This is a genomic window from uncultured Parasphingopyxis sp. (assembly GCF_937129435.1).
Lineage (GTDB): Bacteria > Pseudomonadota > Alphaproteobacteria > Sphingomonadales > Sphingomonadaceae > Parasphingopyxis.
Map to the genome: position 1 here is coordinate 82,068 of NZ_CAKZNF010000089.1, position 12,802 is coordinate 94,869.

14 protein-coding genes are annotated in these 12,802 nt (G+C 63.5%); 8 read left to right on the plus strand and 6 right to left on the minus strand.

What is annotated here, in order from left to right:
• Nucleotides 1–32: 32 nt before the first annotated feature.
• The 3 genes from Q0139_RS14280 to Q0139_RS14290 are packed head-to-tail and all read right to left on the minus strand — an operon-like array spanning nt 33 to nt 3,667.
• Nucleotides 33–1,406: a wax ester/triacylglycerol synthase domain-containing protein gene (locus Q0139_RS14280; protein ID WP_298023496.1), complete on the minus strand. Its 1,374-nt coding sequence runs from the start codon at nt 1,404–1,406 to the stop codon at nt 33–35.
• 8 nt (nt 1,407–1,414) lie between these two features.
• Nucleotides 1,415–2,473 carry an acyl-CoA dehydrogenase family protein gene (locus tag Q0139_RS14285; protein WP_298023499.1) on the minus strand — a complete coding sequence of 353 codons (1,059 nt, stop codon included), beginning with the start codon at nt 2,471–2,473 and terminating at the stop codon, nt 1,415–1,417.
• A 3-nt stretch (nt 2,474–2,476) separates the two neighbouring features.
• Nucleotides 2,477–3,667 carry an acyl-CoA dehydrogenase family protein gene (locus Q0139_RS14290; RefSeq protein ID WP_298023502.1) on the minus strand — a complete coding sequence of 397 codons (1,191 nt, stop codon included), beginning with the start codon at nt 3,665–3,667 and terminating at the stop codon, nt 2,477–2,479.
• Nucleotides 3,668–3,782: 115 nt separating this feature from the next.
• On the opposite strand from Q0139_RS14290, the gene Q0139_RS14295 reads away from it, so the two are divergent.
• Complete coding sequence (locus tag Q0139_RS14295; protein WP_298023505.1) at nt 3,783–4,559, plus strand: thioesterase family protein; 777 nt, start codon at nt 3,783–3,785, stop codon at nt 4,557–4,559.
• On the opposite strand, the gene Q0139_RS14300 is transcribed toward Q0139_RS14295, so the two are convergent.
• Entirely contained in the window at nt 4,556–5,314 is a 759-nt protein-coding gene (locus Q0139_RS14300; RefSeq protein ID WP_298023508.1) for an SDR family oxidoreductase, read from the minus strand. The genes Q0139_RS14295 and Q0139_RS14300 overlap by 4 nt on opposite strands.
• Before the next feature lie 18 nt (nt 5,315–5,332).
• A complete protein-coding gene (locus tag Q0139_RS14305) occupies nt 5,333–5,899 on the minus strand; it encodes a TetR family transcriptional regulator (protein ID WP_298023511.1) in 567 nt (188 codons plus the stop codon).
• A gap of 68 nt (nt 5,900–5,967) precedes the next feature.
• Here Q0139_RS14305 and Q0139_RS14310 point away from each other — a divergent pair, with 68 nt between their 5' ends.
• From Q0139_RS14310 to Q0139_RS14330, 5 genes are read left to right on the plus strand one after another with little or no spacing between them, the layout of a single operon-like run.
• On the plus strand, nt 5,968–7,158 hold the full coding sequence (locus Q0139_RS14310; RefSeq protein WP_298023514.1) for a cytochrome P450: 1,191 nt from the start codon (nt 5,968–5,970) through the stop codon (nt 7,156–7,158).
• 20 nt (nt 7,159–7,178) lie between these two features.
• Nucleotides 7,179–7,595: a VOC family protein gene (locus tag Q0139_RS14315; protein WP_298023629.1), complete on the plus strand. Its 417-nt coding sequence runs from the start codon at nt 7,179–7,181 to the stop codon at nt 7,593–7,595.
• 2 nt (nt 7,596–7,597) lie between these two features.
• Nucleotides 7,598–9,097, plus strand: coding sequence for an aldehyde dehydrogenase family protein (locus Q0139_RS14320; RefSeq protein WP_298023517.1), 1,500 nt, complete (start codon nt 7,598–7,600; stop codon nt 9,095–9,097).
• A gap of 10 nt (nt 9,098–9,107) precedes the next feature.
• Nucleotides 9,108–9,896 carry an SDR family oxidoreductase gene (locus tag Q0139_RS14325; RefSeq protein ID WP_298023520.1) on the plus strand — a complete coding sequence of 263 codons (789 nt, stop codon included), beginning with the start codon at nt 9,108–9,110 and terminating at the stop codon, nt 9,894–9,896.
• A gap of 9 nt (nt 9,897–9,905) precedes the next feature.
• Nucleotides 9,906–10,712, plus strand: coding sequence for an SDR family NAD(P)-dependent oxidoreductase (locus Q0139_RS14330; protein ID WP_298023523.1), 807 nt, complete (start codon nt 9,906–9,908; stop codon nt 10,710–10,712).
• A 12-nt stretch (nt 10,713–10,724) separates the two neighbouring features.
• Here Q0139_RS14330 and Q0139_RS14335 read toward each other — a convergent pair whose 3' ends face one another.
• Entirely contained in the window at nt 10,725–11,345 is a 621-nt protein-coding gene (locus Q0139_RS14335) for a cysteine hydrolase (RefSeq protein ID WP_298023526.1), read from the minus strand.
• A gap of 71 nt (nt 11,346–11,416) precedes the next feature.
• Between Q0139_RS14335 and Q0139_RS14340 the strand changes: the two genes are divergently transcribed.
• Nucleotides 11,417–12,298, plus strand: a complete 882-nt coding sequence (locus tag Q0139_RS14340; RefSeq protein ID WP_298023528.1) for an SDR family oxidoreductase — start codon at nt 11,417–11,419, stop codon at nt 12,296–12,298.
• Nucleotides 12,295–12,798 carry an SDR family oxidoreductase gene (locus Q0139_RS14345; protein ID WP_298023531.1) on the plus strand — a complete coding sequence of 168 codons (504 nt, stop codon included), beginning with the start codon at nt 12,295–12,297 and terminating at the stop codon, nt 12,796–12,798. Before Q0139_RS14340 ends, Q0139_RS14345 begins: the two co-directional genes overlap by 4 nt.
• The last annotated feature ends 4 nt before the right edge of the window (nt 12,799–12,802 follow it).

The window sequence follows — 12,802 nt, forward strand, 5'->3', positions numbered from 1 at the left end:
TTTCGAATTTCGGTATGTTAGGGGAGTGCGCGCTAGTCCGAAATATGCGCGGCACGGCGATACTCGTCCACGGCATCGCGGAAACATGCGGCTATCGGTTCGACGTCCGCGACTTTCCCGGCATCGGCGATCACGCCCATGTCCAAATTGGCGCCGCTACGCCGGGAGGTGATATTGAGAAACCGTCCGCTACCGATGATCGGAACCGGAAAATTGTGGAGCTGCCGATAACCGGCGAAGCTTCGTTCGGTGGCGGGGCCGGGAACATTGGAGAGCGTCAGGTTACCGGGAAGGACGCGCGTGCCCCCGGCCAGTCGATCAGCAAAAGCGGATCGCCGGTCGCGAGCGCCAAAGGGCTTCTCCCAGGCATCGAGCAATGCCTCGTCGAGATCGGTCCGGCCCAGTTCGACGGCCATCGATTCTTGAACGGCGCGAAGGCGCTCGAGCGGCTCGGCGAGGTGCGTGGCGATATGCGGATGGAGGGCGACGATCCGATTACCGAACGGCCCATGTTCGGGGTGGCGGTAGCTGCGCGCCGAATTGATCACTAGCGGCGCTTCCGGCAAGTCGCCGATGTCGGCAAGATAGCGGCGAAGCGCGCCACCCGCGCATGCGAGGAACAGGTCGTTCACGGTCGCGTCGTGGGCTTTCGCAACGGCCTTGAAGGCATCGACCGAAAGGCTGATCGTCGTGTACCGTCGCTGGTCCGAGGTCGGACCGGACAGGCCGAATTCGGGTGTCGCCGCGCGGTTTGACGGGAGGGCCTTGATCCGCTCGATCACCTCCTTGCGCTTCGACGCCTGCGCGGCGCGCACCTTCTCTTCCTCGGCGAAGCGACGCTCGGCCATCGCTTTCCATTCATCCCCGCCGGGAAGGATCGCATCGCCGTTCCGTATATCGCACGGCGCAACCTCGTCGCTAAGGCGCCGAAGGATTTCCTGAAAACCGATACCGTCTGCCACGCTATGGTGCATCTTGAAATAGACGGCCGCGCGGCTGCCCAGGAGCCGGTCATAGACGTGCGCCTGAAACGGCGGCCGGGAAAGATCGAGCCGCTCCATGTTGCGCTCCGCAACCGCAGCATGAAGGGCCGTATCGTCGGCGAACGTTGTTTCTTCCCGGACGACATGCGCTTCCAGATCGGCCGCGGCGATATCGACCCAAACGTCCGAATCGTACCCGTCCGGCGCTTCGACCAGTTTCGCCAGTAGCGGTGTGCCGGGCAGCCGCTCGCTCAGCTGTCGCCGAAACGCTTCGGCGATGCACGGCTTATCCGATTCCGGCACTTCGAGAATCAGGAGCGCCCCCACATGCATCGGCGAGGCATCGGTCTCCGAAAGAACCATGAAATGATCGTCGGGCCGCATCCGCCGGACACCGGGAACGAGTAGAAGGCGGTCCGCCACCCTTGCCGCTACCAGCCGGCGAGCTTCGCCGCACGCTCCCTGTGCACGGACGGGCTACCAAGAAAGGCGCGGCTGAATAGCGAACGGCGGTACCAGATCGACAGGTCGTATTCCCAGGTATAGCCGATGCCGCCATGCGCGGCGACAGCAGCCCGGCCGATCGACACGAAACGATCGGCAAGATGAGCCTTCGCGATCGCCGCCGCGCGCCTGGCGTCGTCGCGTGCCGAATCGAAAGCATAAGCCGCATACCAGACGAGCGCGCGCGCCGGCTCCACCTCGAGCGCCATCTGTGCGAGTTGATGCTTCAGAGCCTGGAACTGGCCGATCGGCTGGCCGAACTGTTCGCGCTCCTTCGCATAGGCGACCGTCATGTCCAGCGCCCGCTGCGCCCCGCCAAGCGCGTCGGCCGCCGCCAGCACGAGCGCGGCATCGAAGATCCGTCCGGTATTCGCGGCCAATAGCGTCGCAGGCGCGTTATCGAGAACGAGTGCCGATTGCCGCCGGGTGCGATCGAGCGAGTCGAGCGGTTCGACCGAAACGCCCTCCCCGGCCGCGACGAGCGCCAGCCGTTCGCCGTCAAGTCCGACCAGAAAGACATCCGCCGAATTCGCGGCCTGGACGAAACGCACGCGCCCGCTGACCCTGCCATTGCTCTCGCTGACGTCCCAGCTTTCCGGCAGCCAGTCGCCGCCAAAGGCCAGGCTGGCCATGGCCTCGCCGCCGGCAAGCCGCGGCAGCCATTTTGCCTTGGCGTCTTCATCGCCTCCTTGGGCGATGGCAAGGCCGGCGAGCGTCTGCCCGATCAAAGGACCGGTGGCCGCGCCTTCGCCGCCGACTTCAACCGAAAGCGCCGCCTCGAGCAGTCCCAGGCCGCTTCCGCCCTGATCTTCGGGCACCATCAATCCACCGAGACCGAGCGCCATCAGCGCGTCCCAGCTTTCCCGATCCACTTCGGCGTCGTCATCGACGAACTTGTGCAGCCTTTCGCTGGGCAGCGTGTCGGCAAGCGTGCCGCGGATCGCGTCCTGGATGGCGCCCTGTTCCTCGGTCAGATGAAACTGCATCGGCTACGCTCCCATCGCCTGGTCGCGCGGCAACCCCAGACCCCGCTCGCCGATGATGTTGCGCTGGATGTTCGTCGTGCCACCGGCGATCGAATTGCCGAGCGAACCCATGATCTGGTCGAGCCACTTTTCAGGGCCCCGCCCTTTCGTACCCGGCGGCGCGGCTTCGATCATCGCCTCATCGCCGATCAGGTCCTGCGCCGTCTGCGCAATATCATGACCGATTTCGGTCAGCAGCAATTTCATCATCAAGCCGACCATCGGCGTTTCCTCGCCAGCCGCGGCGTTGCTGAACAGGCGGTAGCTGGAATAGCGATGCGCCAACGCCCAACCCTCGACGCGCACCAGCGCATCGCGAACGAGCGGATCTTCGATCGCCGGTCTGCCGTTTCGTTCGACCGATTTCGCAAGCTTCACCAATTGTGCGAATTGATGGCCGAGCCCGTCGGCGCTGCCGATCGCGGCCCGCTCGTGCTTCAGAGTCGTCTTGGAGACGTTCCACCCATCGCCGCGATCTCCGACCTGCCACGCGACCGGCGTCGTCACATCTTCGAAGAAGAATTCGCAAAAAGTTGCGCCGCCCGTAATCTGCTTGATCGGCCGCCTGGTGACGCCCGGATGATCGAGGCTGAGCAAGAGATAGGTGATGCCGGCATGTTTCGGCGCGCCGGGTTCGGTGCGCGCCAGCATGAACATGTGAGTCGCGTCCATTCCCTGGCTTGTCCAGATCTTCTGCCCGTTGATGACCCACTGGTCGCCATCGAGCACGGCCTTGGTGCGCACGGACGCCAGATCGGAACCCGAACCGGGCTCCGAATAGCCCTGTCCCCAGACATATTCTCCCGACATCGTCTGGCGGATGAAGGCGTCCTTCTGTTCCTGCGTCCCGCGTTCCAGAAGCGTGGGAACGACCATGTTCATCCCGTTTCCGCCGACCTCCATCGGCGCACGGGCGCGGGCGAATTCCTCGCGGATCACCTGCGCCTTGACGACATCGATGGGTTGCTCGGACCCACCGAATTCTTTGGGGATGGCGCGGTAGAGATACCCCTTGCCCGTCGCCTTTTGCCGAAAGGTGGCGACATAGTCCTTCATCGCGGCACGATCGAGTTCGGCCGGATTCCATTCGCGCTCGAGAAACTCGCGAACCTCCTGACGAAAGCGCTCGTTCTCGGCGCCGTAGCTCAAGTCCATGTCTTCTCTCCCGGCCGCAGGCCTCGTCTTTCGACATGTATAACTAAGTGACATATCTGGTCAACGCACCGCATTGCTGCAAAAGACCATGCGCGGACAATAAGCGGGGATGGGAATGAACGACAGGCCAGCTTTTTTCGAACGCGACGGGGACAGTTACCAGCCGACGGGCATGACGCGCAGTCCCTGGTCAGCGAGCGCGATTAACGGCGCCGCGATCGGCGGTCTGCTTGGGCATCTGATCGACGAGGCCGTGGCCGGTTCGGGCAAGCATGTCGCCCGCTTCACCGTCGACATATTGGGCGAAGTGCCGCACGGGCGGATCGAGTCGCGGACGCGGTGGCTGCGCGAAGGGCGCCGCATTGCGATGGTCGAAACCGAATTGCTTGCGGGTGACCGGGTCGGAGCGCGGGCCACGGCCCTTTGCGTCGCGACGCGCGACACGATGCCCGTTGTCGAGCCCAATCCGTTTCCCCGCTTCGATACACTCGAACCCGGCGAGTTCTTCATGCCGGGCTTTTTCGGCGGCGTGCCCGACGTTCGCCCGGTTCGCGGCAAGGTGATGGAGACGGGGCCGGGCACCGTCTGGCTGAAATACAATGTGGACCTGATTGCGGGCGAGGACATGCCCCCCTTGGCGCGCGCCGCCATTATCGCGGATTTCGGAGTCGGCGTGGGGAACGTCCTGCCGCGCAAGGACTGGACATTCCCCAATCTCGACATCGGGATCCACTTTCTGCGCATGCCGGTCGGCGAATGGTTGATGATGGATTCGATCACGGAAACGGCGGGCAACGGCCACGCACTGGCGCGCAGCATGTTCGCCGATGAGGAGGGAATCTACGCACGCGGACAGCAGATCCTCTTCGTCGACAAGGCGCGCCGCGACTAGGCGAGCCCGCCCGTCGCTTCGATGACGCGGCCGTTGATCCAGCCGGACTCGTTGCGCAGCAACATCATGATCGCGCCGGCAATATCCTCGACCGTGCCGAGACGGCCCGACCAGCACGCTTTCTTCGCCGCTTCTTCGAAACCCGGCACGGTTCGGATACCGGTCAAGAATTCGGTGTCGACCGCGCCCGGGGCAATGGCATTGACCGAAACCCCGCGTTTGGCGAGGGCCAGCGCCAGCATGGGCGTGAGGCTGTTTACCGCCGCCTTCGATGCCGAATAGACGGGAGAGCGCGGCTGCGCCGAACGGCCGGACACCGAGGACAAAAGCACCACCCTGCCCCCCTCGGCGAAATTCTCGGCCAAAGCCTGTGTGATGAGCAAGGGGGCGAGCACATTGACGTGGAACAGTGCATCGAAATGCTCGGCCGTAACATTGCCGAAACCGTGCTTACCCCATTCGCTGCCGACCCCGGCGTTGTTGACGAGGAAGTCGACCGGCCGACTGCCGAAACCCTCCCGGATTGCATCGACCATCGGCACGATCGCAGCGGAGTCCGCAAGATCGGCCTGCACCGCGAACGCACTGCCGCCCGCGCTCTCGATCGCTGCAACCACATCGCGCGCGGCGTCCGGACTGTTGCCGTAGTGCACGGCGACGCGCGCGCCTTCGGCGGCAATCCGCTTCGCCGTTTCCGCGCCGATCCCGCGCGATGCCCCGGTGACCACTGCGGTCTTTCCGCTGAATTCGCCCATGTCTTCTCTCCTGATATTCTAGGGTGTGTCGACGATTGCCTGAAACTCCGAGACCAGCCATTCGCGCAAAGCCGAATCGACGGGGCCGCCGAACATGTCGAGCGGCAGCTGGTCGCGATAGGCGAAGAAGCCGGTCGAGACGATCATGAAGCGCGCGGCCTTCAACATGGCCGCCTCCCCGCCGAACCAGTCGCTCAGCGGCGCGAAGATACGGTCGTGAAGCAGCGTCCTCGCCACCTCGCGCGCTTCCGTGTCGGAAGCGCCCGACATCATGATCGGAAGCGGCTGCACACGATCGGTGCGATCCTCCACGAACCGCGCGACGATGGTTTCGCCGAAAGTGGCGCGATCGAGATCAGTGATGAGGCGGGCGTCGAGCGCGGCATCCAACGCGGCGGCATAAAGCTTCAGCTTGCCGCCGAAATAGCGGCTGACTAGCGCCGGATTTGCCCCCGCCATGGCAGTGATGTCGCGGATTTTCGCATCGGCATAGCCGCGGATCGCAAACACGTGCTGCGCGGCGGCCAGGATATCCGCCGCCGTTCGCTCCGCATCCCGGCCTTTCTCCGCGATCCGTGTTGCCATGCCCTCTCTCCTCCGTTGACAGTTAAGTAAACGACGGTTTACTTAACTGTCAACGGAGGAGAGGAAGGATGAACGAGTCGCACGACGGCGCGAGAGCGCCCGTTTTCGAATTCGATTATATCGCCGATCCCGGCCTTCTGGCCGATTGCCACGCGCGTTATTGGGAGCTGAAGCGCGAGGCTCCGCCCCTGTTCTGGACCAATGCCAATGGCGGTCACTGGGTCTGCAATACGGGGCCGCTGGCCAATCACGTTGTCCGTCACCCAGAGATTTTTTCCAGCCAGATCCTTTCGATCCCGCCCAATCCCGACCAGCCCAAAATGATTCCCGAGATGCTCGATCCGCCCGAGCACCGGCCTTATCGGCAGATGCTGCGGCCGTTCTTCGAATCCAAGGCGATCGCCCCGCTCGAACAGCGTGTCGTCGACTGGACCGACGACCTGCTGGCCAAGGTAATCGACAAGGGCGAATGCGAATTCGTCAGCGCTGTCGCCTCGCGGCTCCCCGTCGCCGTTTTCATGGAACTGTTCGGATTTCCGATGGAAAAGTTCGAGGAGTTTCGCCATCTCGTGGTGAGTTTTTTCAACGCGCGTGCGACACCCGAAGAACGGAACCAGCTAGGCCAGACGATCCTCGGCCATCTGGCGGAACTGATCCAGCAGCGCATGGCCGAGCCGAAGGACGACATGATCTCGCAGATCATAGCGAGCAAGGTCGATGGCCGCGATCTGGCGTTCGACGAGCTCATGTCGATCGGCTTTCTGATGTTCCTGGCGGGCCTCGATACGGTGACCAACGCCATGAGCTTCGGCATGCGGCACCTGGCGCATGACGAGCAGCTGCGCCAGCGCGCGATCGACGATCCGGAAGTGATCCCTGACCTCGTGGAAGAATTGCTGCGCCGCTACGCCTTCGTCGCAACGCCGCGCTACATCACGCAGGATGTCGAACTCGACGGGGTTCAACTCAAAGCCGGCGATTCCATCCTCGCGCCGCTGCCGCTCGTCGGTTGGGATGAAAAGCTGAACCCGGAACCCGAAGAGGTGTCCGTCGACCGCCAATTCTATCGCCATGCCGCTTTCGGATCGGGCATCCACACCTGCCTCGGGCTCCACCTGGCGCGGATGGAGCTGGCGATCTTCTACCGCGCCTGGTTCTCGAACGTCGGACACTTCCGGCAGATCGAAAAGGGCGACGAGACATGTCGGGGCGGCTCGGTCATGGCGCTCGAGCATCTACACCTGGCTTGGGAGGCATAGAGATGGACTGTCGCGTGAATATGATCATGGTGCCGGCGTCCAATCTAGACTCCTTACGCGATTTTTACGAGCAGGGCCTGGGGTGGAACCCCTGGGGTCCCGAGATGCCCGCCTCGATCATGTACAAGGTCGGCTCGGCTTTGATGGTCTTTCTCGACCGAAACTATCTTGCATCCGAAAGCGGGATCGATGTCGCCGCCACGCCGCGAGCGATTTATGCGGTATTCGTCAACGACAAGCGTAGCGTCGACGAGCAGATGGCCCGCGTCGAAAAAGCCGGCGGAACGATCACCAGCGCGGTCCGTGACCGGGACGGCGGCCTGTACTCGGGATATTTTACCGATCCCGAGGGCAATGCGTGGGAAATAGTGTGGAGTCCCGTGATGCCGGTTGGCGAAGACGACGCGATTACACTGAACATCCCTCAGGAGAGTTGAAGATGGCAACCGTAGAGGCCGAAGCACCGGCAAAGAGCGACACGCCCACCGTCCACCTGCATTTGGGCCATGACGCCCGCACATCCGGTGCCGGCGGCACGCACGAACACCTGCACCCGGTCAGCCAGACGGTGCAGGCCGAAATCCCGCTGGCCGGAGCGGCCGAGGTGAACGAGGCGGTGGCCAAGGCCGAGGCCGTGCGCGAGGAGTGGCGCCGCACCTCGCCAGAAGAGCGCCGTACCATTCTCAATCGGCTCGCCGATCTGCTTGTTGAGAACAAGGCGGAACTCGCACGCATGGCTGCGCTCGACGGGGGCACGACGCTGATGGTTGGCGAGCGCGGCGTTGACACCGCGGTCGGCTGGACGCGCTATTATGCCGGCTGGTGCGACAAGCTGACCGGCGAGCTGATGAGCACCTTCGATACTCGCGGCGAATTTTCGTACAGCGTGCCCGAGCCGATCGGCATTGTCGGCATCATTATCACCTGGAACGGGCCGCTGATCTCGCTCGGCATGAAGGTGGCCGCGGCGCTTGCCGCCGGCAATTGCGTCATCTGTAAACCGGCGGAAATCACCCCCTTTGCGCCCGAAATGTTCGCACGGTTGTGCAAGGAAGCCGGCGTGCCTGACGGGGTGCTCTCGATCTTTCCCGGCACTGCGGAGGCAGGCGAGGCGATCGTGCGACACAAGGCGATCCGTAAGATCAGCTTCACCGGCGGACCGATCACCGCCCGCAAGATCCTCGAGGCTTGCGCCGAGGAGATCAAGCCGACGGTGATGGAGCTCGGCGGCAAATCGGCGAGCCTCGTTTTCCCTGATTGCGATATCCAAGCCGCCGCCGAACGCGCGGTGTTCTGGACGGTCGGCTGCCTTGCCGGTCAGGGCTGTGCTCTGCCGACACGACAGCTCGTCCACGCCGATGTCTATGACGATTTCATCGCAAGGCTCGAGGCGATCATTGCGAAATTCAAGGTCGGCGATCCGCTCGACCCCGAGGTCATGGTCGGTCCGGTCATCAACAGCGCGGCGACCGAGCGCATCCTCGGCATGTTCGAGCGCGCAAAGGCCGACAATGCAGGCAAGTTCCTGCTCGGTGGGGGCAGGTGCGAAGGCGAACTCGCCAGCGGCAATTTCATTGAGCCGACGCTCATCGTGGACGCCGATCCCGATCACGAGATTTCGCAGGTCGAGATTTTCGGTCCCGCCGTGGTCGTCATGAAGTTCGAGACCGAGGACGAAGCCGTCGCCATCGCCAACAACAGCGAATACGGCCTCGCCGCCTATATCCAGTCGAACGACATCCAGCGCGTGCACAGGCTGTCCGAGCGGCTGAATGCCGGCGGCGTCTATGTGAATGGCGGGTTCCAGATCAACCCGCACACGCCGTTCGGCGGCGTGGGAATTTCCGGCTTCGGCAAGGAAGGCGGAAAAGCCGGTATCGACGAATTCCTCCACTACAAGACCGTCACCGTTGGCGTTGGCGCGCCGATCTTCGGTTGAGGAGCAAAGCATGACTTTCGATCCGAACCAGCAGTTCGACCTCACGGGCAAGGTCGCCATCGTCACCGGCGCGGGCGGGCGCGGCAACTCGATCGGCGCCGCCTATGCCAAAGGTCTCGCCAAGGCGGGAGCGAGCGTGATCGTTGCCGATCTCAACGGCGAGGGAGCCGAAAGCGTCGCCGCTGACATCAACGCCGATGGCGGAACGGCAAAGGCGGTGCAGGTCGACATCACCGACGAGGCCAGCGTCGCTGCGATGATGGAAGCCACCAAGGAGGCTTTTGGCGGCCTCGATATCCTCGTCAACAATGCCGCGCTGATGGTCGAAGCGGTCGGCACGCCGGCGATCCAGACCGAAGTCGCCGATTTCGAGAAGCTGATGAAGGTCAATGTCACGGGCGCGCTGATCTGCGCGAAGGCGGCTGTGCCATTGTTCAAGGAACGCGGCGGCGGCAAGATCGTCAATCAGCTTTCCGCCGGCGCATGGCCCGCCCAGACCACTTATGGGGTGTCGAAAATCGCGCTCCACGGCTTGACGCAAACGCTGGCGACCGAGCTCGGGCCGTTGAACGTGAACGTGAACGCGATCGCGCCCGGGATGACCATGTCGGATGCGGGTGCCGCGCTCACACCACCCGACAGCCCCTTCGTCAAAGCTGTCGAATCGCGCTGCGTCCTGCGTCCGCGCGGCCAGCCCGACGAGCTGGTCGGGGCGCTGATGCTGCTCTGCTCGCCGGCCGGCGACTGGATGAGCGGCCAGTCGCTCAATGTCGATGGCGGTTTCATTCTACGCAATTAGGAGGCGGTAATGAGCCTGTTCGATCTCTCCGGCATAATCGCGGTCGTAACCGGCTCGACCAAGGGCATCGGGCGCGGCATCGCCGAGCAGTTGGTTGCGCATGGCGCAAAGGTCGTGATCTCGAGCCGCACCCAAGCCGACTGCAAGCTGACCGTAGAGGAAATCAACGAGGCCGCCGGATCGGAAGTTGCCCGTTATGCCACATGCGATCTCGACGATCGCGCCGATATCGAGCGTTTCGCCAAAGACGCCATCGCCGCTTTTGGCAAGGTCGACCTGCTCGTCTCCAACGCCGCCGCGCTCGCCTTTATCGGACCGGCTGAAGACACGCCCGAGGAACAATTCACTCGCGTCCTCAACACGAATGTCCATCACAATTTCCGGCTCTGCAACGCGTTTCGGGACGCACTCGCGACAACGCGGGGGAGCCTGATCCTGATCGGGTCGATCGCCGGACACTCGCCGGGCTACAACCTCTTCTCCTATGGCGCGGCGAAAGCTGCCGTGGCGCATATGACGCGCAGCCTGGCGGACGAATATGTGAAGCAGGGCATCCGCGTGAATTGCGTCTCACCGGGCTTCATCCGCAGTTATACGTCCGGTCCCATTTTCGAGCAGGAGGAAGCGCTCGGCGCGATCGTCTCGTCGATACCGCTGAGAAGACCAGGCGAGCCCGAGGACATTGCGGGCGCCGTGATCTTTCTCGCGAGCGCGGCGGGCAGCTATGTCGTCGGCCAGACGATCATCGTCGATGGCGGCCGTGTGGCGCTTTCCGCGCCACCCGCCAGCACCGAATCGCTGAGCGCGTCTCGCTGAGCTACGGTTCGCTCAGCCTTTAAGCGCCGGAGCATCGAGGATCGACGCGCTGTCCGTGATTGTGGCGAGCAAAGGCAGATGCATGGTGATCTGAAACTGGTGACTTTCCGCCGTCCCGCCAGCCGTACAATCTTCCGCCAGCACGACCTGATAGCCAAGTCCGATCGCTTCGGTGCAGCCGCCAGGCAGCGCGATATTGGTCGAAACGCCCGCGAAGACCACCGTGTCGATGCCGAAGCTGCGCAGCGTCGCATCGAGCGATGTCCCCGTGAAGGGCGACATGCCGTGGTGGCGCGCGCTGACGATATCCGTTTCGCCGACCACAATATCGTCATGGATGGCCGCAGCGGCCGTTCCGTCCTCGTTGATGCGCTCCTTCAGGATGCGGTGGGCCAGCCGGCAATTGTCGTTCCAGCCGGCAAAGACCCTGCGCGCGCTGATCGTGCAATGGACGACCGGCATGCCCGCTTTGCGGAAACCCTCGGCCAGCGTGTTGATCTTCGGGATAATTCCGCGTGCCCCGGCCTGCCTGATGAGCGGCGAATCATTATAGGCGGGGTTGGTGATGGTGTTCTGCACCTCGGAGATAACCAGCGCAGGGTTTCGTCCCGCCTCTAAACCGATAACCGGCATATATCCCTCCACTTATCTAACCTAGTTATTTATCTGTTGACTGACCGATGCGGTATTTGCAAGCCAGTGCCATGGCCGTGCCCGCCCATCATATCATCGCCGAACCGCCACCGTTCGAACAGCCGCCCTATCCCGGCGATATTTTCGATCGACGAACCGTTCTCGTCACCGGTGGCGGTTCCGGTATGGGGCTCGCCATGGGAATCGCCTTTGCCCAAGGCGGCGCCTCGGTCGGTGTGATGGGCCGCTCGATCGAAAGGGCCAAGGAGGGGGCGGCCAAGATCGCCGCACTTGGCGTTCCGGTCCATGCCGCGAGCTGCGACGTGCGTGACCCCGACCAGGTCGCCACCGCATTCGACGCGATCGAAAAGGTACTCGGGCCGGTGTCGCTGCTGGCCAACAATGCCGGCGCCAACTTCCCGGTACTGACCGAGAATATGTCGATCAACGCCTGGAACGCGGTTACCCGAATCGCCATCGACGGGACCTTCCTGTGCTCGGCCGAATTCGCGCGGCGGCGCGAAGCCGCGGGCGAGGGCGGCGCGATCGTCAACAACAGTGCCCAATATATCTGGACGGGCTTTCCCGGCGATGCCCATTCCGCCGCGGCAAAGACGGCGCAGGCGACGATGACGCGCAAGCTCGCGCAGGACTGGGCGCCGCTCGGCATTCGTGTCAACGCCGTCGCCGCCGGATTCTTCCCACATGAAAGCTCTACCAACGGCAACGATCCGGAAGCCATCGCGCCGCTACAGAACATGATCCCCGCCGGCCGCACGGGGAAGACACACGAATTCGGCTGGCTGTCGGCGCTGCTCTGCTCGCCATTGATGGACGGCGTGACCGGACAGGTGATCCTGCAGGACGGCGGCGAGTCGCTGCGTCGGTCGCTGATGATGCCCGATTTCGTACCGCCGCGCGAACGCGAAGACGGCCCATGGGGGTGGAAATGACGGGCTGGCTCGAAGGCAAAGCGGTGCGCGTAATCGGAAGCGATCCCGCACTTGCCGATGCGTTAGCCAAGGCGGGTGCGACCATCGTGACGGACGACACGGCGGACTGCCTTGTCCATGTCGCCCGGGCCGAACAGACAAGGCTGGCGCATCACCTGTCTTACGACGAATGGCGCGGCGCGATAGCTGCCGGTCTCGACAGCCGCTTCGAAGCGGCCAAGGCGTTCAACGGAGCCAAGCGCAAAGCGGGCAGCGGCGGGGCGATCCTGTTCATCGGCTCGCCCGAGCAGCAGGCTGGCGCAGAACAGGCGGCAGCTGCGGGCGCACTCGGCAATTTGACCAAATCGCTCGCCGTCGAATGGGCGCGCGACGGCGTCAGGGTGAATACCGTGCTGACGAACGATGGCGGACCCGCGCTTGGTGCGATGGCGGCCTATTTGCTCAGTGATTATGCGGCCTATGTGACGGGCGCGGTCATGGGCATCGGGGTGGACGATTGAGACG

What these genes read in the sequence shown, in the direction of transcription:
- Q0139_RS14320 (WP_298023517.1), top strand. Translation starts at nt 7,598, where the DNA reads ATGGCAACCGTAGAGGCCGAAGCACCGGCAAAGAGCGACACGCCCACC.
- Q0139_RS14315 (WP_298023629.1), top strand. Translation starts at nt 7,179, where the DNA reads ATGATCATGGTGCCGGCGTCCAATCTAGACTCCTTACGCGATTTTTAC.
- Q0139_RS14290 (WP_298023502.1), bottom strand. Translation starts at nt 3,667, where the DNA reads ATGGACTTGAGCTACGGCGCCGAGAACGAGCGCTTTCGTCAGGAGGTT.
- Q0139_RS14295 (WP_298023505.1), top strand. Translation starts at nt 3,783, where the DNA reads ATGAACGACAGGCCAGCTTTTTTCGAACGCGACGGGGACAGTTACCAG.
- Q0139_RS14335 (WP_298023526.1), bottom strand. Translation starts at nt 11,345, where the DNA reads ATGCCGGTTATCGGTTTAGAGGCGGGACGAAACCCTGCGCTGGTTATC.
- Q0139_RS14325 (WP_298023520.1), top strand. Translation starts at nt 9,108, where the DNA reads ATGACTTTCGATCCGAACCAGCAGTTCGACCTCACGGGCAAGGTCGCC.
- Q0139_RS14345 (WP_298023531.1), top strand. Translation starts at nt 12,295, where the DNA reads ATGACGGGCTGGCTCGAAGGCAAAGCGGTGCGCGTAATCGGAAGCGAT.
- Q0139_RS14285 (WP_298023499.1), bottom strand. Translation starts at nt 2,473, where the DNA reads ATGCAGTTTCATCTGACCGAGGAACAGGGCGCCATCCAGGACGCGATC.
- Q0139_RS14330 (WP_298023523.1), top strand. Translation starts at nt 9,906, where the DNA reads ATGAGCCTGTTCGATCTCTCCGGCATAATCGCGGTCGTAACCGGCTCG.
- Q0139_RS14340 (WP_298023528.1), top strand. Translation starts at nt 11,417, where the DNA reads ATGGCCGTGCCCGCCCATCATATCATCGCCGAACCGCCACCGTTCGAA.
- Q0139_RS14300 (WP_298023508.1), bottom strand. Translation starts at nt 5,314, where the DNA reads ATGGGCGAATTCAGCGGAAAGACCGCAGTGGTCACCGGGGCATCGCGC.
- Q0139_RS14305 (WP_298023511.1), bottom strand. Translation starts at nt 5,899, where the DNA reads ATGGCAACACGGATCGCGGAGAAAGGCCGGGATGCGGAGCGAACGGCG.
- Q0139_RS14310 (WP_298023514.1), top strand. Translation starts at nt 5,968, where the DNA reads ATGAACGAGTCGCACGACGGCGCGAGAGCGCCCGTTTTCGAATTCGAT.